Genomic DNA, 23,051 nt, shown 5'->3' on the forward strand with positions numbered 1-23,051 from the left:
GGACCTCCCGTCAGCTCGGCTGCGGCACCATGCGGTGCAGGCCCTTGCGGTCGTAGTAGCGGGTCATCAGGAAGCCGAAGACGAGCGCGAGAACGAACCCGACCGCGAGCATGATCCAGGCGCGGGCCAGACCGGCGTCGGCGCGGGCGTCGAAGTACAGGATGGCCCGGACGCCGGAGACGAGCTGGCGCATGGGCTCGAATGCGCCGAGGAACCGGTAGAAGCCGGGTACGGCCTCCAGCGGGATCGTGGCCCCGGAGGACGGCAGGGCCAGGGCGATGAACACGAACATCGACACGATCTGGCCGATGCTGCCGAAGGCCGCGTTGATGGCCTGGACGCCCAGCCCCACGCTCAGGCACGAGCAGTACGAGAACAGCGCGAGCAGCGGCACGTGCGAGGCGTCCATCCCCAGCACGGTGATGCACGCGAGCATCACCAGGGCGGTCATCGGCAGGCACAGCACCGCCGTCATGACCGACTTCAGCAGCAGGGTCTCCGTGCGGTTGACGGGAACGGTGCGGTGGCGCGTGTGCCACGGCCCGATCTCCGCGTCCGCGTACCCCAGGGCGGTGTCGACGCCGTTGTGGATGATGTTGCCGCCGAGGAACCCCGCCAGGACGAGCAGCAGCGTGTAGTAGAACGCGCTGAGCCCCAGCCCGCTGTGGCCGCCGATCGGATGCCCCGTCCTGGTGACCACCGCGACCGGGTCGTCGAGCAGCAGGTTCTCCACCGCACCGGCGTCGGCGAAGGCCGGTGAGGAGCTGAGCTGCTTCCCGATCCCCCTCGACGCCTTCTGCGCGGCCTGCTGGGCGATCCGGGACGCGAACGACGAACCGAAGCTGCCCATGCCGGGGTTGGTGAGCACGGTCAGGGTGGGCCGCTCGGCGTCGCGCCCGCCGAGCGACCGGACGTCGTCCGTGAAGCCCTTCGGGATGACGAGGGCTCCGTAGACCTTCCCGGAGGCGAGCTCGTCCTCGAGTTCCGCGGTGTCCAGCCGCCGCCACCGCACCTCGTCGGACGAGGTGGCGTCGATGACCTGAGCGCTGATCAGGGCGCCCAGGTTCCGGTCGGCCCCCGGCAGCGGCCTGCCCGCGTCCTCGTTCACCAGGGCGACCGGGAACTTGTGCAGACGGTCCTCCGGATCGAGGATGCCCCCCATGTAGAGCAGGGACAGCACCAGGGCGACCAGGGCGGTGAGCAGTCCGGGGACGAGCCACAGCTTCGGGCGTCCGAGCAGCGCCCGGAGCCGCCCGGCGTCGACGGCCGTCCGGTGGCGTCCGGCGGTCATGCGGGCGCGTCGGGCCGGTCGTACGTGTAGAAGCCCCGGCCCGTCTTGACGCCGAGGTGACCCGCGTCCACGTACTTCCCGAGCAGCTCCCGCGGGCCGGGGGAGAGGTGGGGGTTCTCGTCGGCGTAGTGGTTCTCGATGTCCAGGACCACGTCGAGTCCGACCTGGTCCATCATGCGGAAGGGGCCGGCCTCCAGACCCATGTTGATCTTCCACATCTCGTCGACGTCCTGCGGGGTGGAGACCCCCTCCGCCACCACCGAGAGCGCCTCGCGTTTGATGGCGGCCCAGATGCGGTTGAAGATGAAGCCGGTCGACTCCTTGTGCGCCTCGAACGGGAACACCCCGTACTTGGGCAGCTCCTTCTTCAGCAACTCCATGACGGCGGGGTCGGTCGCGCCGTCCGACATGATGTCGACGGCGTTCTGCCGCGGCGGCATGTAGAAGTGCATGTTCAGCACCCGCTCGGGGTGCGTGACCCGGTCGATGAACTCGCTCGACGCGTACGAGGAGGAGTTGCTCGCCAGGATCGCGTCGGACGCCGCCGTGCGGTCGAGCTCGCCGAAGATCTCCTTCTTCAGGTCGAGGTGCTCGGGCACGGCCTCGACCACGAGCCAGGCGTCCGACAGGGCCTCGGCCAGATCGTCGGTGACGACCACCCGGCCCGCCCTGCCGCCGTCGATGCGCGCGACGAGGTCGGGAAGCTGCTCCTCGACGTAGCTGCGTGCGGCGGCGCCCGCCTGGCCGGATTTGTCGTGGATGCGGACCAGCCCACCGCGGTCGGCGAACATCAGCGCGATCCGGCGCCCGAGGGTGCCCGCGCCGATGACCGCCACCGGCCGTTCCTCGATGTTCCGGGGAAGCGTGAAGGACATGGGTGCGCCTCTTCTCGTACGGATGCCGCTGCCGCGCGTCGGCTGCCGGATCAGTCTCGGCCAGGGGCGGGCGGGCGGCGAACGGAGGCCGCCGTACGGGGGACACGGCACGGCGGGGGCCACGGGGCGCACGCGGGGCACGCGCCCAGCCGGGGGCGACCGCGCACGAACGGGCGGGCGCCGGTCCGGCATCCGCCCGTCGGCCCCCGGTCCGCGCCGGGAGGCCGGACCCTCGCGGTCCGGATCGGGTGCGCGGGCGCGCCGTCCGGACTCCGGGCGGACGGTACCCGGTCGGCGTGCACGTGTCCGGCCTTCGGGGAAGCCGGGGAAGGACCGGTCCCACAGGGGCAATGGTGTGGACCAATTCACCGGCCCCGCAGGGCTCGTCGGGCCCTTGACCTGCTCCGTCACCCCGTGACGGGAGCCGTCCGATCGGGCATACTCAACGCGCCACAGCCGATGGCCGTGCCCCCTGCGATCCGGGCGGGCGGGGTCGGCCGGGCAGTCTGTTTTTCCCGGGTCATTTCCGGGGGATCACCCGGCGGCGCCTCTCCCACCCCGAGCGCGCGACCGCCGCAACGCCCGACAGGGAGGAGAGCGCCGTCATGACCGACCGTGCCCCGCAGCCGGTGGAACGCCGTCTGCCCACCGAGGAATCCCGGCAGCTCGTCGAGCTCGTCCGCGACATCGTGTCGAAGGAGATCGCTCCCCGGGCGGCCGAGGAGGAGGAAGCGGGCGTCTTCCCGCGGGAGGTCTTCTCCCTCCTGTCCGAGTCCGGACTCCTGGGCCTGCCGTACGACTCCGCCCACGGCGGCGGTGACCAGCCCTACGAGGTCTACCTCCAGGTCCTGGAGGAACTGGCCGCCGCCCGGCTCACCGTCGGACTCGGCGTCAGCGTCCACTCCCTGGCCTGCCACGCCCTCGCGGGCTACGGAACCGACGAGCAGCGGGCCGCGCACCTGCCGGGCATGCTCTCCGGCGGCCTGCTGGGCGCCTACTGCCTCTCCGAACCCGCCTCCGGCTCCGACGCGGCCTCGCTGCGCACCAGGGCCGTGAGGGACGGAGACGGCTGGGTCCTCACCGGCACCAAGGCGTGGATCACCCACGGCGGCGTCGCGGACTTCTGCACCGTCCTGGCCAGGACCGGCGTCGAGGGCCCCCGCGGCATCACGGCCTTCCTCATCCCCGGCGACGCCGAGGGGCTGAGCGCCGCGCTCCCCGAGAAGAAGATGGGGATGAAGGGCTCGCCCACCGCCCAGCTCCACTTCGACGGCGTACGGGTCGGCGACGACCGGCGCATCGGCGAGGAGGGCCAGGGCTTCGCCATCGCCCTGTCCGCCCTCGACTCCGGCCGGCTCGGCATCGCCGCGTGCGCCGTCGGCGTCGCCCAGGCGGCCCTGGACGAGGCCGTGCGGTACGCCACCGACCGGCGGCAGTTCGGCCGTCCCGTCGCGGACTTCCAGGGGCTGAGGTTCATGCTCGCCGACATGGCCACCCAGATCGAGGCAGGCCGGGCGCTGTACCTGGAGGCGGCGCGGCTGCGGGACGCGGGCAAGCCGTTCTCCCGGCAGGCCGCCATGGCGAAGCTGTTCTGCACCGACGCGGCCATGCGGGTCACCACCGACGCCGTCCAGGTGCTCGGCGGCTACGGCTACACGCTCGACTTCCCGGTCGAACGGCTGATGCGCGAGGCGAAGGTGCTCCAGATCGTGGAGGGCACCAACCAGATCCAGCGCATGGTCATCGCGCGCCACCTCGCAGGTCCCGAAACGCGCTGAACCGGGGCGCCCCCTCGGACCAGGAGGGGAGTGCCGCGGCCTGGTTCCACTCCGCGTCGCGGCGGCCCGGCACCGTACGGCCGGCGCCCTCCCACTGCTTGAGCAGCGCGCTGTAGATCGGCGGGTCCGCGGGGGAGCCCATGGGGGAGGCCCCCGTGGCCCGGGGCAGCGGCTGAGCGGGCGCTCCCGGCTGCGGAACCGATTCTTCGGGGGTGGGAGAGGCGAGTCGGCGGCGACCCGAACCGACGGGCGAAGGCAGCGTGGTCATACCGGGCCAACGCGGCGGGCCGGGCCGGGGTCACTGCCGGGCCGATTCGGCCGCCCGTTCGTGGGCGTCCGCGCCGCGCGCCGGCGGCCGGGGAAGGGGCCTCCGGCACCACGGCGGCCGGGCCGTCGCGGTGCGGGGCTTCTCCAGGTCGTACGGGTCAGGCGGCGTCGCGCCGCATGCGCGGTACGCGCAGCGGACGGGAGCCGGGCCCGCCGGCGTGCGAGAAGGGCTGCATCCGCCAGTCGAGGCCCTGAGGGAGCGTCAGCAGCAGCCCGGCCTCCTGCTCCTGGAGCTCCAGCGTCTCGTCCGCGGGCCTGGCGTCGGCCACACCGCGGCCGGTCCCGGCGCAGACGGTGAGGACGAAGGGGTTCCACGGGGAGGGGCACCGGGCGTGTTCCGGCAAGGCGTCCTCGTCGGCCAGCAGCGCGATGGGCTGGGCGCAGTCCGGGCAGATCACCCGGACCATCTCGAACATGTCGTACGCGTCGGAGTCCCCGTCGTCGTCCGGTTCGACAGGCTCCGGTTCGGTACGTCCGGTGAGCTTCAGACTCTGCATGAATTCCCCCTCGGGTGGGCCGACAAGGCGCCGTGGCCTCGACCACAGCAAGCACTTCCCGCGGCGCGTGGCCGGTAACCGCGAGGCGGCCCCCTACCGACCCGTAGACATGTGGCATTCGTCACATGCCCCCCGCAGGTGCCCTCCGGGGGGCCCTGCGACTGTGCCGACCGGCTCCCGGGGCCATAGGTTGATCCGTATGGAGGAGCTGGACCGTCAGATCGTCGATTTGCTCGTCAAGGACGGGCGGATGAGCTACACCGACCTGGGCAAGGCCACGGGCCTGTCCACCTCGGCTGTTCATCAGCGCGTCCGCCGACTGGAGCAGCGCGGGGTGATCCGCGGTTACGCCGCGGTCGTCGATCCCGAGGCCGTCGGGCTGCCGCTCACCGCGTTCATCTCGGTGAAGCCGTTCGACCCGAGCGCCCCCGACGACATCGCCGAGCGGCTCTCCGGAGTGCCGGAGCTGGAGGCGTGCCACAGCGTCGCCGGGGACGAGAACTACATCCTCAAGGTGAGGGTGGCGACCCCGTTGGAGCTGGAGCACCTGCTCACCCGCATCCGCACGCTCGCGGGCGTCTCGACCCGGACCACGGTCGTGCTGTCCACCCCCTACGAGGCCCGCCCCCCGCGGATCTGAGCACCGGACGACGCCTCCGCCGGAGGGGGGCCGGGGGCCGGACCGCGGGCGGCAGGCGCGAGACTGGTCCCATGAGCCAGAGCACCGCCCCCCAGAGCGCCCCCGACCACCGCACCGTGCTGCTGCGCGGCGGCGACGTCCACAGCCCCGCCGACCCGTTCGCCACCGCGATGGTCGTCGAGCGCGGCCATGTCGCCTGGGTGGGGTCCGAGGGGGCGGCGGACGCCTTCGCGAGCGGCGTGGACGAGGTGGTCGACCTCGAAGGCGCCCTGGTCACCCCGGCGTTCACCGACGCCCACGTGCACACGACCGCCACCGGCCTGGCCCTGACGGGGCTCGACCTCTCCGGCGCCCGCACCCTCGCCGAGGCCCTCGGCCTCGTCCGCGCGTTCGGCGCCGGCCGCCCCGCCGGGGACGTCCTGCTCGGACACGGCTGGGACTCCGCCCGCTGGCCCGAGCGGCGCCACCCCTCGCGCGCCGAACTCGACGAGGCGGCCGGCGGCCGGGCCCTCTACCTGCCGCGGATCGACGTCCACTCCGCCGTCGTCACCACGGCCCTGCTGGACCTGGTCCCCGGTGTCACCGCGATGCGCGGGTACCACCCGGAGGGGCCGCTGACCGGCGACGCCCACCACGCGGTCCGGGCCGCCGCCCACGGCGCGCTCTCCGCCGCCCAGCGGACCGCCGCCCAGCGCGCCGCCCTCGACCACGCCGCCTCCCTCGGCATCGGCAGCGTGCACGAGTGCGGCGGCCCCGAGATCTCCGACGAGGAGGACTTCACCGCCCTGCTCGCGCTCGCCGCCGGCCGTCCGGGGCCGCGCGTCCTCGGACTCTGGGCCGAGGAGGTCGGGAACGAGAAGGACGCCCGGCGCATCCGCGACCTCGGCGCGATCGGCGCGGCCGGCGACCTCTTCGTCGACGGCTCCCTCGGCTCGCACACCGCCTGCCTGCACCAGCCCTACGCCGACGCCCCGCACACCGGCACCGCCCACCTGGACGCCGCGCGGATCGCCGCCCACGTCACCGCCTGCACCGAGGCGGGCCTCCAGGCCGGTTTCCACGCCATCGGCGACGCCGCGGTCACCGCGGTCGTGGACGGGATCAGGTCCGCCGCCGAGGAGCTCGGCCTCGACCGGATCCGGGCCGCCCGGCACCGCGTCGAGCACGCCGAGATGCTCACCCCCGAGACGATCGCCGCCTTCGCGGAACTGGGCCTCACCGCCTCCGTCCAGCCCGCCTTCGACGCCGCCTGGGGCGGGCCGGAGGGCATGTACGCCGAGCGCCTCGGCGCGGAGCGGGCCGCCGGACTCAACCCGTACGCGGCGCTGCTGCGCGCCGGGGTGCCGCTCGCCTTCGGCTCCGACAGCCCGGTCACCCCGCTCGACCCGTGGGGCGCGGTGCGGGCCGCCGCCCACCACCGCACCCCGGAGCACCGCGTCTCCGTCCGCGCCGCCTTCACCGCCCACACCCGGGGCGGCTGGCGGGCCGTGGGCCGCGACGACGCGGGCCTGCTGGTACCGGGCGCCCCGGCCGACTACGCCGTCTGGCGCACCGCCGAACTCCTGGTCCAGGCCCCCGACGACCGGGTCGCGCGGTGGTCCACCGACCCCCGCTCCGGGACGCCCGGCCTGCCCGATCTGACGCCCGGAGCCGACCTCCCGGTCTGCCTGCGGACCGTGGTCCTCGGACAAACGGTCTACGTGCGACCGAACGAGTGACGTCAGGGCATGTCGCGCCGCCGGCCGGCGGCGCGACCACCGGTCCGCGACCTGCGCCCCTGCGGCGCTGACCAGGTGGTTCCGGAAGAATCCGCAGGTCGCACGGCTGTTGACAGAAAGCGGCCGGAGGCCGGTAGGTTCGGCCGGGTCCACCACAGGACGTCCGACCGGTCGAACCTCCACGCAGTCGTCGAACGCCGCTGGGTCATGAGGTGGTGTGCCGCACCGGCCCACCGCCACTGACAGCCAGGTTCAGCGCCCGCGCCTCGGGGGCGAGGGAAGGTCTCGGCCGGACGGAGGGTGGGATCCGGGTGGGGCCCGGACGCTCAGTAGACAACGGCTTTCGGGCGACCCGCAGCCAGCGGGCCCCGGGCCGGCCCGAAGGGCGCCGGGCCCCGATCCGCAGTCGTCCGGCGGAACCCGGGGGTGCGCCGCGGCGGTTCCGCGGTGGGCGCGGCTCCCGGCGGTCCGTGTGCTGGATATGGTGTCCCCCTGTGTACGGACTCTAAGGGGCAGTAGTGAACGACGGCGGTCAGAGGCGGTTCGGCCCGCTCGGCAAGGTCCTGGTGATCATTCCGACCTACAACGAGGCCGAGAACATCGGACCGATCGTCGCCCGGGTGCGCACCGCCGTCCCGGACGCCGACATCCTGGTGGCCGACGACAACAGCCCCGACGGCACCGGCAAGGCGGCCGACGAGCTCGCGGCCGCCGACGACCAGGTCCACGTCCTGCACCGCAAGGGCAAGGAAGGGCTCGGCGCCGCCTACCTCGCCGGTTTCGCCTGGGGACGCGAGAACGGTTACGGCGTCCTCGTCGAGATGGACGCCGACGGCTCCCACCAGCCCGAGGAGCTGCCCCGGCTGCTCACCGCGCTCAAGGGCGCCGACCTGGTCCTCGGCTCCCGCTGGGTGCCCGGCGGCCGGGTGGTCAACTGGCCCAAGAGCCGCGAGGTCATCTCGCGCGGCGGCAGCCTCTACTCCCGGCTCGCCCTCGGCCTCTCCGTCCGGGACGTCACCGGCGGCTACCGCGCCTTCCGCACCGGGACGCTCGACGGCCTCGGGCTGGGCGAGGTCGCTTCGCAGGGCTACTGCTTCCAGGTGGACCTCGCCCGCCGCGCGGTCGAGGCCGGCTACCACGTGGTCGAGGTCCCCATCACCTTCGTCGACCGGGAGATCGGCGACTCGAAGATGAGCCGGGACATCCTCGTCGAGGCGCTGTGGCGGGTCACCGGCTGGGGCATCACCTCCCGCACCAACAAGGTCCTGGGCCGCAAGAACCCCTGACGTCCCGGGCGGGGGATGCGGGCCGGGCCACGGGGGCGGCGGCCCGGGGCCGGATCCGGGAGGCGCGGACCGCGAGCCGGAGAAGGCCGGGTCCGGACCGCTTCATGATCACCCCCTTACGCGGCCCGCACCCCGGTACGGGCACACTGGGAGCATGACGACCGGCACTCCGCCCCCGACCCGTCCCCGACGCTCGCGCATCCGCAGATTCCTCCCGCCGGCCCTGGCCGCCTGGCTGGTCCTGGAGGTCTGGCTGCTGACCCTGGTCGCCTCGGCCGCGGGCGGCCTCACCGTCCTGCTGATCCTGGTGGCCGGCGCCGTGCTCGGCTCCGTGGTCATCAAGAGCGCCGGCCGGCGCGCCTTCAAGAACCTCACCGAGACCCTCCAGCGGATGCCGGGGCAGCCCGGCGCGTCCGCCGAGCCCGCGGGCGCGATCGCGGGCGGCAAGGGCTCCCGGGGCAACGGACTGCTGATGCTGGGCGGGCTGCTGCTCCTGATCCCCGGGCTGATCTCTGACGCGGCTGGCCTGATCCTGCTGGTGCCGCCGGTGCGCACCCTGATCAGCCGCTCCACGGAGCGCTCCCTGGAGCGCCGGATGCGGGCCGCGGCGCCGGGCGCCTTCTCGGACGCCTTCCAGCAGGCGAGGATCCACCGGCCGGACGGAAAGGTCGTCCAGGGCGAGGTCGTCCGCGAGGACGGCCCCCGGCCGCCCGCCGGGCCGGACGACGGCCCCCGGGGGCCCCGCCCGCCCCTCGCTCCCTGAGACGGAACGCGCCCCCGGTCCCGCCGGGGTCCGCGCCGCCCGCCGTCCGGAAGCCGTGTCCCGGGACATGGAAGAGCCGCGGGCCGTGACACCCGATCGGTGTCACGGCCCGCGGCTCTCGTCGCTGTGCTGCTGTGCGGTGCTCCGCGGTCAGGCAGACTTCCTGCTGTCCCGCGGGTGCACGGCGATGTTCATGGCTCCGGAGCGCAGAACCGCCAGCCTCTCGGCCAGCACCTCCTCCAGCTCCTCGCGGGTGCGCCGCTCCATGAGCATGTCCCAGTGCGTGCGCGCCGGCTTGCCCTTCTTCTCTTCGGGGCCGTCCCCGTCCACCAGGAGTGCCTGGGCGCCGCACGCCTTGCACTCCCACTCCGGCGGAATTTCCGCCTCCACCGAGAACGGCATCTCGAATCGATGTCCGTTCTGGCATGCGTACTCCACCGCCTGGCGCGGGGCCAGATCGATGCCGCGGTCCGTCTCGTAGCTGGTAACCACAAGTCGCGTGCCGCGGAGAGCTCGCTCACTCATGAATCGTGCCTCCCGGGCTTGTCGCCCACAGGACAAAATGTCGCTGTCGTCGTCATCCGGTCAACGTCCGGTCGGCGGCAAAGATTCCCGTTGCCGGTCATGCGTCGCCCGTCGTGCCGCTGCCTTGTCTGGGTTGAGTACCCGCCCATGCCCGGTTTGTCACCTCTCGTGGATGTTGTCACTCAACGGTAGAGCTGCTTCCACTGGCAGTAACGGTCCTCCGGGCAGGCCAAAGACGTATACTACCGCCCTTTGACTTCAACGTCTAAATCCGTTCCGGCACGGGGTTTCCCGCGGCCTCCACCGCGCGCCGCACCGGCACCCGCGCGAGCAGCACCGCGCCGAGGGCGAAGAACACGATCAGCGAGATGATCGCGTCCCGGTAGCTGCCGGTCACCTGGTAGGCCAGGCCGAACACCAGGGGCCCCAGCCAGCTCAGTCCCCGGTCGCTCATCTCGTACGCGGAGAAGTACTCCGCCTCCTTGCCGCGCGGTACCAGATGCGAGAACAGCGACCGCGACAGGGCCTGGCTGCCGCCCAGCACCAGGCCGATCGCCGCCGCCAGGACGAAGAAGGACACCGGCGCGCCGGCCGGCAGCAGATAGGCCGCGACCAGGATCAGGGTCCACACGGCCAGCGACCCCAGGATCGTGCGCTTGGCGCCGTGCGTCCGGGCGAGTCGCCCCATGCCCAGGGCCCCCGCCACCGCCAGGACCTGTACCAGCAGCACGGCGACGATCAGCGTCGTCTGGTCCAGGCCCAGCTCCTCGGAGCCGTACAGCGACGCCTGCGAGATCACCGTCTGGATGCCGTCGTTGTAGACGAGGTAGGCGAGCAGGAAGGCGAGCGTCAGCGGATGGCGGCGCATGTCGCGCAGGGTCGCCCGCAGTTGCTTCCACCCGGAGCCGACCGCCCCCTCGGCGCCGGGAGCCACCCGGCGGTCGCGCAGCCGCCGCAGCGGTACGAGCGTGAACGCGCCCCACCACACCCCGGCCGAGGCGAGGCAGATCCGTACCGCGTCGGACTCCGCGAGCCCGAACGACGCGTGGCCGGTGTACAGGATCAGGTTGAGGACCAGGACGAGCGCCCCCGAGGTGTAGCCGAAGGCCCAGCCGCGCGAGGAGACCGCGTCGCGCTCCTCCGGCTCGGCGATCTGCGGCAGGTACGCGTTGTACAGGACCATCGACACGGAGATCGAGGCGTTCGCCACGATCAGCAGGAACGCGCCCAGCAGATAGCGGTGGCCGTCCAGGAAGAACATCCCCGCGGTCGCCGCCGCCCCCGTGTAGGCGGCCGCCGCCAGCAGCGGCTTCTTGCGCCCCGTGCGGTCCGCCGCCGCTCCGACGAGGGGCATCAGGACCACGGCCACCACGATGGAGGCCGAGACGGAGTAAGCGAACAGCGAGCCCGCCCGCACGGGTATGCCCAGCGGGTGCACGAACCCGTCGGGGCCGGCCGCCGCCTTGGCGATCGAGGTCAGGTACGGACCCAGGAAGACGGTCAGCACGCTGGTGGAGTAGACGGAGCACGCGAAGTCGTAGAAGTACCAGCCGTGCTGCTCGCGCCTGCGCGCGGCGGCCGTCCCCCCGCCCGGCGGGCGCCCGGACGGGTCGGCCTTCCCTGCGGTGCCGGTGCTCATGCCGCGCCCCCTCGCTCGTCCCCTGCGGACGCGGACGGGCCGGGCGTCAGGACCAGGCCCCCCGCTCGCTCAGCACCGTGCGCAGCGTCTCGATGTGATCGGTCATGATGCCATCCACCCCGAGGTCCAGGAGCGCCGCCATCCGTTCCGGCTCGTTCACCGTCCACACGTGGACCTGGAGCCCGAGCGCGTGCGCCGTGCGGACGAAACGGGCGTCCACCACCGGGACGCCGCCCTGGCGCTCCGGTGCCTGGGCGCAGACCGCGCCCGCCCGCAGCGGGGCCGGGACGCCGTACGAACGCAGCCGCAGCGCCAGCACACCGCGCACCCCGTACGAGGTGGCCAGCCGGGGCCCTGCCAGGCGGTGCGCGCGGGCCACCCGGGCCTCCGAGAACGAGCCGACGCAGACCCGGTCCCAGGCGTCGGTGCGGCGGATCAGGTCCAGCAGCGGCTCCAGCGCCGACCCGGCCTTCAGATCCACGTTCCAGCGGGCCTCGGGGAACTCCTCCAGCAGCTCCTCGAAGAGCGGCAGCGGTTCGCCGCCCCCCACCCTGGCCCGTCGCACCTCGCTCCACGGCAGCTCGCCGATCCGGCCCCGGGCGTCGGTGACCCGGTCGAGCGTCGCGTCGTGGAAGGCGACCAGCCGGCCGTCCGCCGTGGTGTGCACATCGGTCTCGAAGTAGCGGTAGCCCGCGTCGGCCGCCCGGCGGAAGGCGGTCGCGGTGTTCTCCACGCCGTCCGCCGCCCCGCCGCGGTGGGCGAAGGCGATCGGCGTCGGATGGTCCAGGTAGGGGTGGCTCGGTCTCACTGCGGCAGTATGGCCTGCCCGGACGCCGGGGAGGCGCCGGGGCCGGAACCGGCGCCCGGCGCGGGGGCGGACGGCCGGCCCGCAGCGGCGGCGGCAGCCGGGACGGCGGGCTCCGGGAGCGCGAACATCCGCAGGAAGAGCTGGGCCAGCGGCCCGATGGCCAGGGCGTACGCCACGGTGCCCGCCCCCAGCGAGCCGCCCAGCAGGAAGCCGGTGGCCACGACCGCCACCTCGATCGCCGTGCGGACCAGCCGGATGGAGCGCCCGGTGACCCGGTGCAGCCCGGTCATCAGGCCGTCGCGCGGCCCCGGTCCGAACCGGGCCGCGATGTACAGGCCGGTGGCCGCCCCGTTGAGCACGATGCCCAGGGCCATCACAGGAACGCGGAAGCCGAGCCCGTCCACGTCGCCGACCAGGGCGAGCGTCCCGTCCATCGCCAGCCCGACGACGAAGACGTTCGAGACGGTGCCCAGCCCCGGCCGCTGGCGCATCGGGATCCACAGCAGCAGCACCACCGCCCCGACGGCGATCGACACCAGGCCGATCGAGATCCCGGTCAGCTCCGCGAGCCCCTGGTGCAGCACGCCCCACGGTTCCAGGCCCAGCCCGGCCCGGACCAGGAGCGCGGAACTCGCCCCGTACAGCGCCAGACCGACGTACAGCTGGACCAACCGCCGGGTGAGGCGGGTGGTGCTCCGGTCCGTGGTCCTGGCCACGTGGGGCCTCCTGACGTAGTGATGGTGGACTGCTTCGTGTCACTCTGTGGCAGGGGATCGGCCACCAACTATGGCCAATTCGAGGAAGGTGGACTGATTTCAATGGTGCAGTGGACATCGACCGTGGGAGCGGCCCAGCTCGCCCGTCAGCTGCGGTCCCAGCAGCCCCGGCCCACCGGACCCGGCGGCCGCAAGCCGCCCGCCTACCGCGCGCTCGCCGACGGCGTGCGCCTGCTGGTGCTGGAGGGCCGCGTCCCCGTCGCCGCCCGGCTCCCCGCCGAACGCGAACTGGCCCTCGCCCTCTCCGTGAGCCGCACCACCGTCGCCGCCGCCTACGAGGCGCTGCGCGCGGAAGGGTTCCTGGAGTCGCGGCGCGGCGCGGGGAGCTGGACCGCCGTCCCGGCCGGCAACCCGCTGCCCGCCCGCGGCCTCGAACCGCTGCCGCCGGAGTCGCTCGGCTCGATGATCGACCTGGGGTGCGCGGCCCTGCCCGCGCCCGAACCGTGGCTGACCCGCGCCGTCCAGGGCGCGCTGGAGGAGCTGCCGCCGTACGCCCACACGCACGGCGACTACCCCGCCGGACTGCCCGCCCTGCGCCGGAGGATCGCCGACCGCTACACCGCCTTCGGCATCCCGACCATGCCCGAACAGATCATGGTCACCACCGGGGCGATGGGCGCCATCGACGCCATCTGCCACCTCTTCGCCGGCCGCGGCGAGCGGATCGCGGTCGAGTCCCCGAGCTACGCCAACATCCTCCAGCTGATGCGCGAGACCGGCGCCCGGCTGGTCCCGGTCGCCATGGAGGAGGGGCTCGGCGGCTGGGACATGAACCGCTGGCGCCAGGTGCTGCGGGACGCCGCGCCCCGGCTCGCCTATGTGGTGGCCGACTTCCACAACCCCACCGGAGCGCTCGCCGACGAGCAGCAGCGCCGGGACCTGGTGGACGCGGCCCGGTCCGCCGGGACGGTCCTGGTCGTGGACGAGACGATGAACGAACTCCGCCTGGACCCCGGCCTCGCCATGCCGCGCCGGGTCTGCGCCTTCGACCCGGCCGGCAGCACGGTCCTGACCGTCGGCTCGGCCAGCAAGGCGTTCTGGGCCGGGATGCGCATCGGCTGGGTGCGCGCGGCCCCTGACGTCATCCGCAGCCTGGTCGCCGCCCGCGCCTACGCCGACATGGGCACCCCCGTGCTGGAGCAGCTCGCCATCAACTGGCTGATGGGCGGGGGCGGCTGGGAGGAGGCCGTCGAGGTCCGCCGCGACCAGGCCCGGGAGAACCGGGACGCCCTGGTCGCGGCGGTGCGCCGCGAGCTGCCGGACTGGGAGTTCGCCGTGCCGCGCGGTGGCCTGACGCTGTGGGTGCGCACCGGGGGCCTCTCCGGTTCGCGGCTGGCGGTGGCGGGCGAACGCGTCGGCGTCCGGGTGCCGTCGGGCCCCCGCTTCGGGGTGGACGGGGCGTTCGAGGGGTACGTGAGGCTGCCGTTCACGGTGAGCGGGCCGGTCGCCGACGAGGCGGCGGTGCGCCTGGCCGCGGCGGTGGAGCTGGTGCGCTCCGGGGCGGGCGCGGGGGCCGACGCCCCGCGCAGCTTCGTGGCCTGAGCCCCGGCCGGGGTCCCCGGGGCCACGGGGCCTCCCCGGGTTCCTCACGGCTCCCGTGGCCGCCCGGCCGCCCCCGGGGCACGAGGGGAGGCGGACCCGGAGCCTCCGGTACAACCGGCTTCCGAGGGGCCGGGGGCGGCGGCGGGCGGGGGACGGACCGTGGTGGTCCGCTCCCCGCCCGCGGGGTCGCCGCACCGCTCCCCGCTCAGCTCTCCGCGCCCGCCGGCTGCGCCTTCGCCGGCGGCTCGGACGGCCCGGGCCCGCCCGCCATCGCCTCCGCCGGGATCATGCCGCCCCGCCGGTCCGCGGCCTCCACGGGTACGGGGGTCTGCTCCGTCGCGGGGCCCTCGTCGGCGCTCTCCGGCGCGGGACCGGCCTGCGCCGGGGCGGGCCGACCGGGCAGCAGGCCGAGCACCGCCTGCCGGTGCGCGTCGCTCGTGTCGTCGTCGTACGGGTCCGGGGTGGCGGGGACCTGGAGGCGCAGGACCGGCCCCGGGCCGAGGCGGGCGTAGCCGCGGCCTGGGGGGACCTGGGGCGGCGGGGTGGTGTGCGGTCCGGCGCCCAGGACCGCGGCGATCTGCTCGCGGGCGGCCGGGCCGAGCACCACACGGGCGCGGGTGTGGGTCAGCACGGTCTCGGTGAGGGTGTCCAGCGCGTCGAACTGTTCGGCCAGCACGACGGTGACCTGGGCCGCCCGGCCGTGCCGCAGCGGGATGCGGAGCAGTTCCTGCGGGTCGGGCCTGCCCTCCGCCGCCGCGAGGTGGCCCAGCACGCCGGGGCGGTCCAGCAGGATCCACAGCGGTCGCCGGATGTCGTCCGGTACGGGGCGGCCGCTCTGCCGGGCCCGGTTGGCGGTGATCAGCCGGCGCTCCGTCTCGTGCGCCGCCCACTCCAGCGTGGCCAGCGCCCCGCCGGGTCCGGACTCCACGGCGAGGACCCCGGCGCGTCCGGCGAGCGCGGCGTACTCCCCGGTCCCGCTGCCGTCGATGACGATGACGTCCCCGCCCTGGAGGGCCTGCAGGGCGATCGAGCGGACCAGGGTCGTGGTGCCTGCGCCGGGCTGCCCGACGGCCAGCAGGTGGGGTTCGGTGGAGCGGGCGCCGGTCCGCCAGAGGACGGGCGGGGCGTCCAGGTCGGCGTCGCCGGCGCGCACGGGGACGGTGCGGGACACGGCGTCGGGGTCCGTGAAGCCGAGGACCGTCTCGCCGGGGGCGGTGACGAAGCGCTGGGCGGCGATGCCGGTGGGGAGCGGGTCCAGCACGGTCATGACCAGGCGGTTGGCCTCCTCGTCCCAGGTGAAGCGGTACTCGCGGCCCCGCCCGGACTTGGTGTGGAGCAGCTGCTCGATCCGGGAGCGGGCGGCGGCCTCGCCGTCCGTGAAGTACGCCGGGTAGGCGATCCGGAGTCCGCTGAGCCGTCCGTCCCGGTCGAAGGCGTACGCGTCGAACGCCTTCGTCCAGTCGCCGCCGTGGGCGAACAGGGGCTCGGGGTCGTCGGCCCTGGAGAAGTACGGCACGAGCGCCTCGTACAGCGAGCGCAGCCGGGCGCTCTCCGTCTCGTCGGGCCCGGTCCGCACGGGGGTCCGCTCCCGCCCCTTCCACGCGGCCGCGCCCATCAGGGCGACCAGGGCCAGGATCGGCCCGAACGGGACGAGCGCCGCCGCGAGGACGCAGGCCGCGGCGAGGAACAGCTTGGGACCACGCCGCTCCTTGGGGGTCGCGACCCAGTTCTGCCGGCCGGCCACGGCCAGCAGCCGCAGGCCGCGGACCACCGTGATCAGCGGATGGAGGACATCGGTGGCGCTGTCGGCGGCCGTGCGCGCGATCTCTCTGCCACGAGAGATCGAAGCGCTGCCGCTGCTCAGAATGCGGGGGAGTGGTCGCCGGGCCACGTCGGTCTCCTGAAGGGGTGGGAGCGGTTGCGGAGGGTCAGAACTTGATCCCGCCCAGCAGGCCGGCGAGGCTCGCCCCGCCCGCCGTGATGCTCGGGGCGATGGCGGTGCCGGCCAGGTAGAAGCCGAACAGTGCGCAGACGATGGCGTGGGACGCCTTGAGCCCGTCCTTCTTGAAGAACAGGAAGACGATGACGGCGAGCAGTACCACGCCCGAGATGGAAAGGATCATGAGCGGTTCTCTCCTGGTCGAAGGGGACGGTCACCATGAGTTCTTCCAGGATCACGCGAAGTATCCATATGACAAAAGGTGCAATCGGGTGAATATCCTGCGCTTTCACTTGACCAGCCCAGAGGACGGGGCTCCCGGGGAGCGGTATCACCCGGCCCGTGCCGGGAAGGATCAGCCGCGGCGATCCCTCGCCGGATCGGGACCGGGTCATGCGGGCCCGGGAGCAGTACCCTGTCGATTCACTCGTACGGCCCCCGCGCCGTACGCCCGACCAGGCCGATCGCGGCGGTGACCGCCGCGGCGGCAGACGAGGAAGGCGGCCCGTCCGATGAGCGAAACCCCTGATCCCGAGGTGGTCGAGTTGGCGACCAAGGTGTTCGACCTGGCCCGCGCCGGCGAGACCGAGGCGCTCACCGCGTACGTCGAGGCCGGGGTTCCCGCCAACCTCACCAACGACCGGGGCGACACGCTGCTGATGCTCGCCGCCTACCACGGGCACGCCGCCACGGTCGCCGCCCTCCTCGCCCGCGACGCCGACCCGGACCGGGCCAACGACCGGGGCCAGACCCCGCTGGCCGGAGCCGTCTTCAAGGGCGAGGACGCCGTCGTCGAGGCCCTGCTCGCCGCCGACGCCGACCCTGCCGCCGGAACGCCGTCCGCGCTGGACACGGCCCGCATGTTCGGCAAGTCCGACCTGCTGGAACGCTTCGGTGCGCGGTGAGGCGACGGCGGGTCCGCTCCCCGGGGCGTCCGCCGTGGGGTCCGCTGACCGGTCCGTCGTAAATGTGGTCGCGGTGGCGAAATGGCTGGGTCATCATGACGTCGCGGGTCCGCTCAGGGCCACCGACGAGAGGCAGAGGAAGATGCTCTACACCAGGCGAAAGACGGCGGTCGGCCGATCATGTCACTGCGCGGCGTAGCGGTGTCCCCCCGGACACCCCCGCGTGCCGAGAGGCACAGGGCACTGCACGGTCCCGGTTGCGTCGACAGCTTGATGTGAGGCTTTCTCCCATGTTCGATCCGTTCATAGCGCCGAGCGGCACCCTGCTCGGCCTGCTGCAGAGGGGCCGCGGCGACGGCACGCTCCACGCGCTCGCCGCACCGCGCCCCGAGGCCCTCGCGGCCCTCAACCACTGCGTCGTGAGCGACCCACGCCACGACTGGCAGGTGGAGAACCGCTCCCTCTACTACGCGCGCCTCTACCTCGACCTCGACGGCGGAATCGAGGAGATCGAGCGGCATCTCCTCGACCCCGACGACCACACCGACACCGACGACTCCCGCACCGGGCTGGCGCTCTCCGTCCTCGGCCACCTCGCCTCCTACGGGCGCGACGACGCCCTGGCCCTGCTCCGCCGCTACGCGGCGAGGGGCGCCAACTGGGCCTGGGCCCTGGACGAACTCGCGCTGCGCGACGACGACGCCGGCCTGCGCTCCCTCGCGCTGCCCGTCCTCGCCCGCTTCCCGGCCACCGACCAGGGCGCGGCCGACCTCGCCGCCGCCGTACGCGACGCCTTCGAGCCGCGCCCCTGGCGGCTGTGGGCCGACGACCCGCGCGAAACGGTCGGCACCCGCGTCCGGGCCGCCGGCGAACAGGGATCGTTCGACCGGTGGCAGCGCCAGATGCGCCCCGGGGGCCCCCGCCCCGGCTGGAGCGTCCAGGCCGTCTTCGACTGGGCCCAGCAGGCCCTGGAGCGCGGCAGCGAACTGCACGTCCCCGCGGCCCGCTGCCTCACCGCCGTGGCCGGACCCGACGACCTCCCCCGGATCGTCGAGGCCGCCCGCAGCGGACCCGACGGCGCCCGCTGCGCCGCCCTGCACTACCTCGCGGAAACCGGCGAACCCGTCGTCCTCGACCTCATCGAGGCCGCCGCGACCAGCCCCTCCCGCACCGTCGCCGACACGGCCCTCGCCGCCTTCGAGCGGATGACCGCCGACGACGCCGTGCGGCGGGCCCGGCGCTGGGCCCACCGCCCCGACGCCCTCGGAGCCTCCGCCGCCGGAGTGCTCGCCTGCCGAGGCGCCGCCCAGGACGCTCCCCAAGTCCTCGGCGCGCTGCGGGAGGCCGTACGCGGCGACGGGCCCGACGCCCCCCGGCTGTGGCCCCTGGTCGACGGGGCCGGCCGCCTCGGCATCGCCTGCGCCGCCCCCGTGCTGCGCCACGTCTACCGCGAGACGTCCTCCTCGCACCTGCGGGGCAGGGCCGCCCGCGCCCTGGCCGCCACCGACCCGTCCTTCGCGACCGGGTTCGCGGTGGAGTGCCTCTGGGACTGCGAGGAGACCACCCGGGAGGTGGCCGCCCGGCACGCCGAGACCGGTGACATCCGCGTCGCCGAACGGCTGCGCCGCCTCGCGGCCGACCCGGCCGAGGAGGCCGAGGTCCAGACCGCGGTACGCAGCCGGATCGGCCCGGACGCGTCGGCGGTCTGAGCGCACGGTCTCCCGGAGGAGGGCCCTCGTCGGACCCTCCTCCCGGCCTTTTTGGCAGGGACTCCACCGCGTGCCGGGGCTCGCCGGAGGAGCCCCCGGCACGCGGTGGAGGGGGACGACCGGGGCCGCGTACGGACCGCGGGGGCCGGACGCCCGGAGGGCCGCACGCCGAGGGCGGCGAGGTGAACCGGAGGCGCACGCCCCGCCCGGCGGCTCCCTCCCGGACGGAACCGGCCCTGCGGGCTCGCGGCCACGGGCACACAATGACGCCATGACCGGACGCTGGGAGTTCTGGATCGACCGGGGCGGCACCTTCACCGACGTCGTGGGCCGCCGCCCCGACGGCCGCCTGGTCACCCGCAAGCTCCTCTCCCACGACCCCGGCCGCTACGACGACGCGGCCGTCGCCGGAATCCGGCTGCTCCTCGGCCTGGGCCCGGACGAGCCGGTGCCCGCCGACCGGGTCGCCGCCGTCCGGATGGGCACCACCGTCGCCACCAACGCCCTGCTGGAGCGGCGGGGCGAGCCGACCGTCCTGCTGATCACCGAGGGCTTCCGGGACGCGCTGCGGATCGCCTACCAGAACCGGCCCCGCCTCTTCGAGAGGCACATCGTCCTGCCCGAGGCCGTCCACGAGCGCGTGATCGAGGTGCCCGAGCGCCTCGACGCCTCGGGCCGCACCGTACGCCCGCTGGACCTCGGCCCCGTACGCGAAGAGCTGCGCGCCGCCCACGCGGACGGACTGCGCGCCGCCGCCGTCGTCCTCATGCACGGCTACCGCCACCCCGCCCACGAACGGGCCGTCGCCGAAGCGGCCCGGGAGGCGGGCTTCACCCAGGTCAGCGCCTCCCACGAGGTCAGCCCGCTGATCAGGCTCGTGCCCCGCGGCGACACCACCGTCGTCGACGCCTACCTCTCACCCGTACTGCGCCGCTACGTCGACGAGGTCGCCGCCCGCCTCGACGGGATCCGGCTGACGTTCCTCCAGTCCAACGGCGGGCTGCGCGAAGCCGCCCGCTTCCGCGGCAAGGACGCCGTCCTCTCCGGCCCGGCCGGCGGAGTCGTCGGCATGGTCCGCACCTCGCGGCAGGCCGGGTACGACCGCGTCATCGGGTTCGACATGGGCGGCACCTCCACCGACGTCTCCCACTACGCCGGCGCGTTCGAACGGGAGCTGGGCACCGAGGTCGCCGGAGTACGGATGCGCGCCCCGATGATGTCCATCCACACCGTCGCGGCCGGCGGCGGCTCCGTCCTGCACTTCGACGGCAGCCGCTACCGCGTCGGCCCCGACTCGGCCGGCGCCCACCCCGGCCCCGCCTGCTACCGCCGGGGCGGCCCCCTCACCGTCACCGACGCCAACGTGATGCTCGGCCGCGTCCAGCCCGCCCACTTCCCGGCGGTCTTCGGCGACGACGCGGACCTCCCGCTCGACGCCGCCGCGGTCCGCGAACGGTTCACCGCCCTCGCCGACGAGGTGGAACGCGCCACCGGGCGGCGACCGGACGAGGCGGAGGCCGCGGCGGGCTTCCTGGAGATCGCCGTGCTCAACATGGCCAACGCCGTCAAGAAGATCTCCGTGCAGCGCGGCCACGACGTCACCCGCTACGCCCTCACCGGCTTCGGCGGGGCGGGCGGCCAGCACGTCTGCGCGGTCGCGGACGCCCTGGGCATCGACACCGTCCTCGTCCCCCCGCTCGCAGGGGTCCTCTCCGCGTACGGCATCGGACTGGCCGACGCCACCGCGATGCGCGAACAGTCGGTGGAGGAACAGCTCGACGCGACCCGCCCCGGGCGGGTGGAGAGGCTCTGCGCGGAGCTGGCCGACCGTACCCGCGACGCCCTGCGCGCCGACGGCGTCGAGGACTCCGCGATCACCACGCGGGCCCGGATCCTGCTGCGGTACGCCGGTACGGACGCGTCGCTTCCGGTGGACCTGGACACGGAGGACGCCATGGCCGAGGCGTTCGCCGCCGCCCACCGGGCCCGGTTCGGCTTCACCATGGACAAGCCGGTCGTCGTCGAGACCGCCGTCGTCGAGGCCACCGGGGCCACCGGCACGACAGCCGCCGACGCGAGCGACGGCGCCGCGCCCGGCCCCTGCTCCGGAACAGGCTCCGGTTCCGGTTCCGGTTCCGAGGGCGCCGGCCCCGCCTCCCGCTCCCGTGTCCGCCCGGCCGCCTCGCCGCGCCCCCTCGACACCGTGGACCTGTACGCCGAGGGGCGATGGCGCCGGGCTCCGCTGTACCGCCGGGCCGGCCTGCGTCCGGCCGACGCCGTCACCGGGCCCGCGATCGTCGCCGAGGAGGACGCGACCACCGTTGTCGACCCCGGCTGGCGGGCCGAAGCGGCCCCCACCGGCCACCTCGTCCTCACCCGCACCGGCCCCCGGCCCGAACGCACCGCCGTGGGCACCCGGGTGGACCCGGTGATGCTGGAGGTCTTCAACAACCTCTTCATGTCGATCGCCGAGCAGATGGGCGTCCGCCTGCGGAACACCGCCCACTCCGTCAACATCAAGGAGCGCCTGGACTTCTCCTGCGCCCTGTTCGACGCCGAGGGCAACCTGATCGCCAACGCCCCGCACATCCCGGTGCACCTCGGCTCGATGGGGGAGTCGATCAAGGAGGTCCTGCGGCGCAACGAGGGCGCGCTGCGCCCCGGCGACGTGTACGCCGTCAACGACCCGTACCACGGCGGCACCCACCTGCCCGACGTCACGGTGATCACCCCCGTCTTCGACGAGGGCGAGGGCGACGGCGACGGCGGGCGCGTCGGGGACCGGCTGCGCTTCCTGGTGGCCTCGCGAGGGCACCACGCCGAGATCGGCGGCACCACCCCCGGCTCCATGCCCGCCTTCAGCCGCACGATCCACGAGGAGGGGGTGCTCTTCGACAACTGGCTCCTCGTCCGCGACGGCAGGCTGCGCGAGGCCGAGACCCGCGAACTGCTCGCCTCCGCCGCGTACCCCTCCCGCGACCCGGACGCCAACCTCGCCGACCTGCGCGCCCAGATCGCCGCCAACGAGAAGGGCATCGCCGAACTGCGCCGCGTGACCGGCCAGTTCGGGGCCGACGTCGTGGACGCCTACATGGGCCACGTCCAGGACAACGCCGAGGAGTCCGTCCGCCGCATCCTCGCCGGACTCCACGACGGCCACTGCCGCTACACCACCGACGACGGGGCCGTGATCGAGGTCCGGCTCACCGTCGACCGCAAGGCCCGCGGCGCCCACCTCGACTTCACCGGGACCTCGCCCCAGCAGCCCGGCAACGCCAACGCGCCCCGCTCCGTCGTCATGGCCGCCGTCCTCTACGTCTTCCGCACGCTCGTCGGGGAGGACATCCCGCTCAACAGCGGCTGCCTCAAGCCCCTGGAGGTGACGATCCCGCCCGGCTCCCTCCTCGACCCCGCCCACCCGGCGGCGACCGTCGCGGGCAACGTGGAGACCTCCCAGGCGGTCACCGGAGCGCTCTACGGGGCGATCGGCGGCCAGGCCGAGGGCTCCGGCACCATGAACAACCTCACCTTCGGCAACGACCACGTCCAGTACTACGAGACGATCGCGAGCGGTTCCGGAGCGGGCGACGGCTTCGACGGCGCGGACGCCGTGCAGACCCATATGACCAACTCCCGGCTCACCGACCCGGAGATCCTGGAGTGGCGGCTGCCCGTCCGGCTGGAGTCCTTCGCGGTCCGGGAGGGCAGCGGGGGAGCGGGCCGGTGGCACGGCGGCGACGGCGTCGAGCGCCGCATCCGCTTCCTGGAGCCCGTCACGATCGCCCTGCTCTCCGGACACCGCCGCGTCCCGCCGTACGGAGCGGGCGGCGGGGAGCCCGGAGCGCGCGGGGAGCAGCACATCGAGCGGGCGGACGGTTCGACGGTCCCGCTGGCGGGACGCGACACCGCCGAACTGGACGCCGGGGACGTGCTGGTGGTGCGCACCCCGGGCGGCGGGGGGTACGGCCCCGCGCGGACGGAGGAGCGCGGTACCGGACCGGTCGCATAAACGCCGTTTCGACCGTTGTCCGTG

At 74.2% G+C, this 23,051-nt stretch carries 18 protein-coding genes; 9 read left to right on the forward strand and 9 right to left on the reverse strand.

The features are described 5' to 3' along the window. Positions 1-10: 10 nt before the first annotated feature. Both AMK24_RS18850 and AMK24_RS18855 read right to left on the reverse strand, forming a co-directional pair. Positions 11-1,291: a YhgE/Pip domain-containing protein gene (locus tag AMK24_RS18850; RefSeq protein WP_073769939.1), complete on the reverse strand. Its 1,281-nt coding sequence runs from the start codon at positions 1,289-1,291 to the stop codon at positions 11-13. Continuing rightward, a complete protein-coding gene (locus tag AMK24_RS18855; RefSeq protein WP_073769940.1) occupies positions 1,288-2,166 on the reverse strand; it encodes a 3-hydroxyacyl-CoA dehydrogenase family protein in 879 nt (292 codons plus the stop codon). Before AMK24_RS18855 ends, AMK24_RS18850 begins: the two co-directional genes overlap by 4 nt. Positions 2,167-2,771: 605 nt before the next feature. On the opposite strand from AMK24_RS18855, the gene AMK24_RS18860 reads away from it, so the two are divergent. Beyond that, a complete protein-coding gene (locus tag AMK24_RS18860; RefSeq protein WP_073769941.1) occupies positions 2,772-3,944 on the forward strand; it encodes an acyl-CoA dehydrogenase family protein in 1,173 nt (390 codons plus the stop codon). Positions 3,945-4,369: 425 nt separating this feature from the next. Here AMK24_RS18860 and AMK24_RS18870 read toward each other — a convergent pair whose 3' ends face one another. Continuing rightward, positions 4,370-4,768 carry a hypothetical protein gene (locus tag AMK24_RS18870; protein WP_073769943.1) on the reverse strand — a complete coding sequence of 133 codons (399 nt, stop codon included), beginning with the start codon at positions 4,766-4,768 and terminating at the stop codon, positions 4,370-4,372. A gap of 199 nt (positions 4,769-4,967) precedes the next feature. Between AMK24_RS18870 and AMK24_RS18875 the strand changes: the two genes are divergently transcribed. The 4 genes from AMK24_RS18875 (at position 4,968) to fxsA (ending at position 9,175) form a co-directional block, all read left to right on the forward strand. Next, a complete protein-coding gene (locus AMK24_RS18875) occupies positions 4,968-5,408 on the forward strand; it encodes an Lrp/AsnC family transcriptional regulator (protein ID WP_073769944.1) in 441 nt (146 codons plus the stop codon). Positions 5,409-5,479: 71 nt separating this feature from the next. Then, entirely contained in the window at positions 5,480-7,126 is a 1,647-nt protein-coding gene (locus tag AMK24_RS18880; RefSeq protein ID WP_073769945.1) for an amidohydrolase, read from the forward strand. Positions 7,127-7,644: 518 nt separating this feature from the next. After that, complete coding sequence (locus AMK24_RS18885; RefSeq protein WP_073769946.1) at positions 7,645-8,412, forward strand: polyprenol monophosphomannose synthase; 768 nt, start codon at positions 7,645-7,647, stop codon at positions 8,410-8,412. 154 nt (positions 8,413-8,566) lie between these two features. Next, entirely contained in the window at positions 8,567-9,175 is a 609-nt protein-coding gene (gene fxsA, locus AMK24_RS18890) for an FxsA family membrane protein (protein ID WP_073769947.1), read from the forward strand. 150 nt (positions 9,176-9,325) lie between these two features. Here fxsA and AMK24_RS18895 read toward each other — a convergent pair whose 3' ends face one another. The 4 genes from AMK24_RS18895 to yczE form a co-directional block, all read right to left on the reverse strand. Further along, on the reverse strand, positions 9,326-9,700 hold the full coding sequence (locus AMK24_RS18895) for an RNA polymerase-binding protein RbpA (protein ID WP_003959706.1): 375 nt from the start codon (positions 9,698-9,700) through the stop codon (positions 9,326-9,328). A gap of 265 nt (positions 9,701-9,965) precedes the next feature. Further along, positions 9,966-11,339, reverse strand: a complete 1,374-nt coding sequence (locus AMK24_RS18900) for an MFS transporter (RefSeq protein WP_073769948.1) — start codon at positions 11,337-11,339, stop codon at positions 9,966-9,968. A gap of 46 nt (positions 11,340-11,385) precedes the next feature. Further along, positions 11,386-12,147: a glycerophosphodiester phosphodiesterase gene (locus AMK24_RS18905; RefSeq protein ID WP_073769949.1), complete on the reverse strand. Its 762-nt coding sequence runs from the start codon at positions 12,145-12,147 to the stop codon at positions 11,386-11,388. After that, positions 12,144-12,863 carry a membrane protein YczE gene (gene yczE / locus AMK24_RS18910; protein ID WP_073769950.1) on the reverse strand — a complete coding sequence of 240 codons (720 nt, stop codon included), beginning with the start codon at positions 12,861-12,863 and terminating at the stop codon, positions 12,144-12,146. The genes AMK24_RS18905 and yczE overlap by 4 nt, the downstream gene beginning before the upstream one ends. Before the next feature lie 102 nt (positions 12,864-12,965). Between yczE and AMK24_RS18915 the strand changes: the two genes are divergently transcribed. Next, complete coding sequence (locus AMK24_RS18915) at positions 12,966-14,465, forward strand: SCO1417 family MocR-like transcription factor (RefSeq protein WP_073769951.1); 1,500 nt, start codon at positions 12,966-12,968, stop codon at positions 14,463-14,465. Between the two features lie 205 nt (positions 14,466-14,670). Here AMK24_RS18915 and AMK24_RS18920 read toward each other — a convergent pair whose 3' ends face one another. Next, positions 14,671-16,356, reverse strand: coding sequence for an ATP-binding protein (locus AMK24_RS18920; protein ID WP_073769952.1), 1,686 nt, complete (start codon positions 16,354-16,356; stop codon positions 14,671-14,673). A gap of 37 nt (positions 16,357-16,393) precedes the next feature. Continuing rightward, positions 16,394-16,588 (reverse strand): hypothetical protein, encoded by a 195-nt coding sequence (locus AMK24_RS18925; RefSeq protein ID WP_030589427.1) that lies wholly within the window; start codon positions 16,586-16,588, stop codon positions 16,394-16,396. Between the two features lie 328 nt (positions 16,589-16,916). On the opposite strand from AMK24_RS18925, the gene AMK24_RS18930 reads away from it, so the two are divergent. From AMK24_RS18930 to AMK24_RS18945, 3 genes are all read left to right on the forward strand, one after another. Continuing rightward, positions 16,917-17,309, forward strand: coding sequence for an ankyrin repeat domain-containing protein (locus tag AMK24_RS18930; RefSeq protein WP_073769953.1), 393 nt, complete (start codon positions 16,917-16,919; stop codon positions 17,307-17,309). A gap of 290 nt (positions 17,310-17,599) precedes the next feature. Then, on the forward strand, positions 17,600-19,018 hold the full coding sequence (locus AMK24_RS18940; protein ID WP_073769955.1) for a hypothetical protein: 1,419 nt from the start codon (positions 17,600-17,602) through the stop codon (positions 19,016-19,018). A gap of 271 nt (positions 19,019-19,289) precedes the next feature. After that, the gene (locus AMK24_RS18945) at positions 19,290-23,027 is read left to right on the forward strand and encodes a hydantoinase B/oxoprolinase family protein (protein WP_073769956.1); all 3,738 of its coding nucleotides are present in this window, start codon (positions 19,290-19,292) and stop codon (positions 23,025-23,027) included. The last annotated feature ends 24 nt before the right edge of the window (positions 23,028-23,051 follow it).

This window comes from Streptomyces sp. CB02366, assembly GCF_001905905.1.
Lineage (GTDB): Bacteria > Actinomycetota > Actinomycetes > Streptomycetales > Streptomycetaceae > Streptomyces.

Excerpts from the sequence above, each read along its gene's own strand:
- fxsA (WP_073769947.1), top strand. The coding sequence starts at position 8,567 with ATGACGACCGGCACTCCGCCCCCGACCCGTCCCCGACGCTCGCGCATC.
- AMK24_RS18860 (WP_073769941.1), top strand. The coding sequence starts at position 2,772 with ATGACCGACCGTGCCCCGCAGCCGGTGGAACGCCGTCTGCCCACCGAG.
- AMK24_RS18870 (WP_073769943.1), bottom strand. The coding sequence starts at position 4,768 with ATGCAGAGTCTGAAGCTCACCGGACGTACCGAACCGGAGCCTGTCGAA.
- AMK24_RS18880 (WP_073769945.1), top strand. The coding sequence starts at position 5,480 with ATGAGCCAGAGCACCGCCCCCCAGAGCGCCCCCGACCACCGCACCGTG.
- AMK24_RS18875 (WP_073769944.1), top strand. The coding sequence starts at position 4,968 with ATGGAGGAGCTGGACCGTCAGATCGTCGATTTGCTCGTCAAGGACGGG.
- AMK24_RS18855 (WP_073769940.1), bottom strand. The coding sequence starts at position 2,166 with ATGTCCTTCACGCTTCCCCGGAACATCGAGGAACGGCCGGTGGCGGTC.
- AMK24_RS18940 (WP_073769955.1), top strand. The coding sequence starts at position 17,600 with ATGTTCGATCCGTTCATAGCGCCGAGCGGCACCCTGCTCGGCCTGCTG.
- AMK24_RS18900 (WP_073769948.1), bottom strand. The coding sequence starts at position 11,339 with ATGAGCACCGGCACCGCAGGGAAGGCCGACCCGTCCGGGCGCCCGCCG.
- AMK24_RS18895 (WP_003959706.1), bottom strand. The coding sequence starts at position 9,700 with ATGAGTGAGCGAGCTCTCCGCGGCACGCGACTTGTGGTTACCAGCTAC.
- AMK24_RS18915 (WP_073769951.1), top strand. The coding sequence starts at position 12,966 with ATGGTGCAGTGGACATCGACCGTGGGAGCGGCCCAGCTCGCCCGTCAG.
- AMK24_RS18930 (WP_073769953.1), top strand. The coding sequence starts at position 16,917 with ATGAGCGAAACCCCTGATCCCGAGGTGGTCGAGTTGGCGACCAAGGTG.
- AMK24_RS18925 (WP_030589427.1), bottom strand. The coding sequence starts at position 16,588 with ATGATCCTTTCCATCTCGGGCGTGGTACTGCTCGCCGTCATCGTCTTC.
- AMK24_RS18850 (WP_073769939.1), bottom strand. The coding sequence starts at position 1,291 with ATGACCGCCGGACGCCACCGGACGGCCGTCGACGCCGGGCGGCTCCGG.
- AMK24_RS18945 (WP_073769956.1), top strand. The coding sequence starts at position 19,290 with ATGACCGGACGCTGGGAGTTCTGGATCGACCGGGGCGGCACCTTCACC.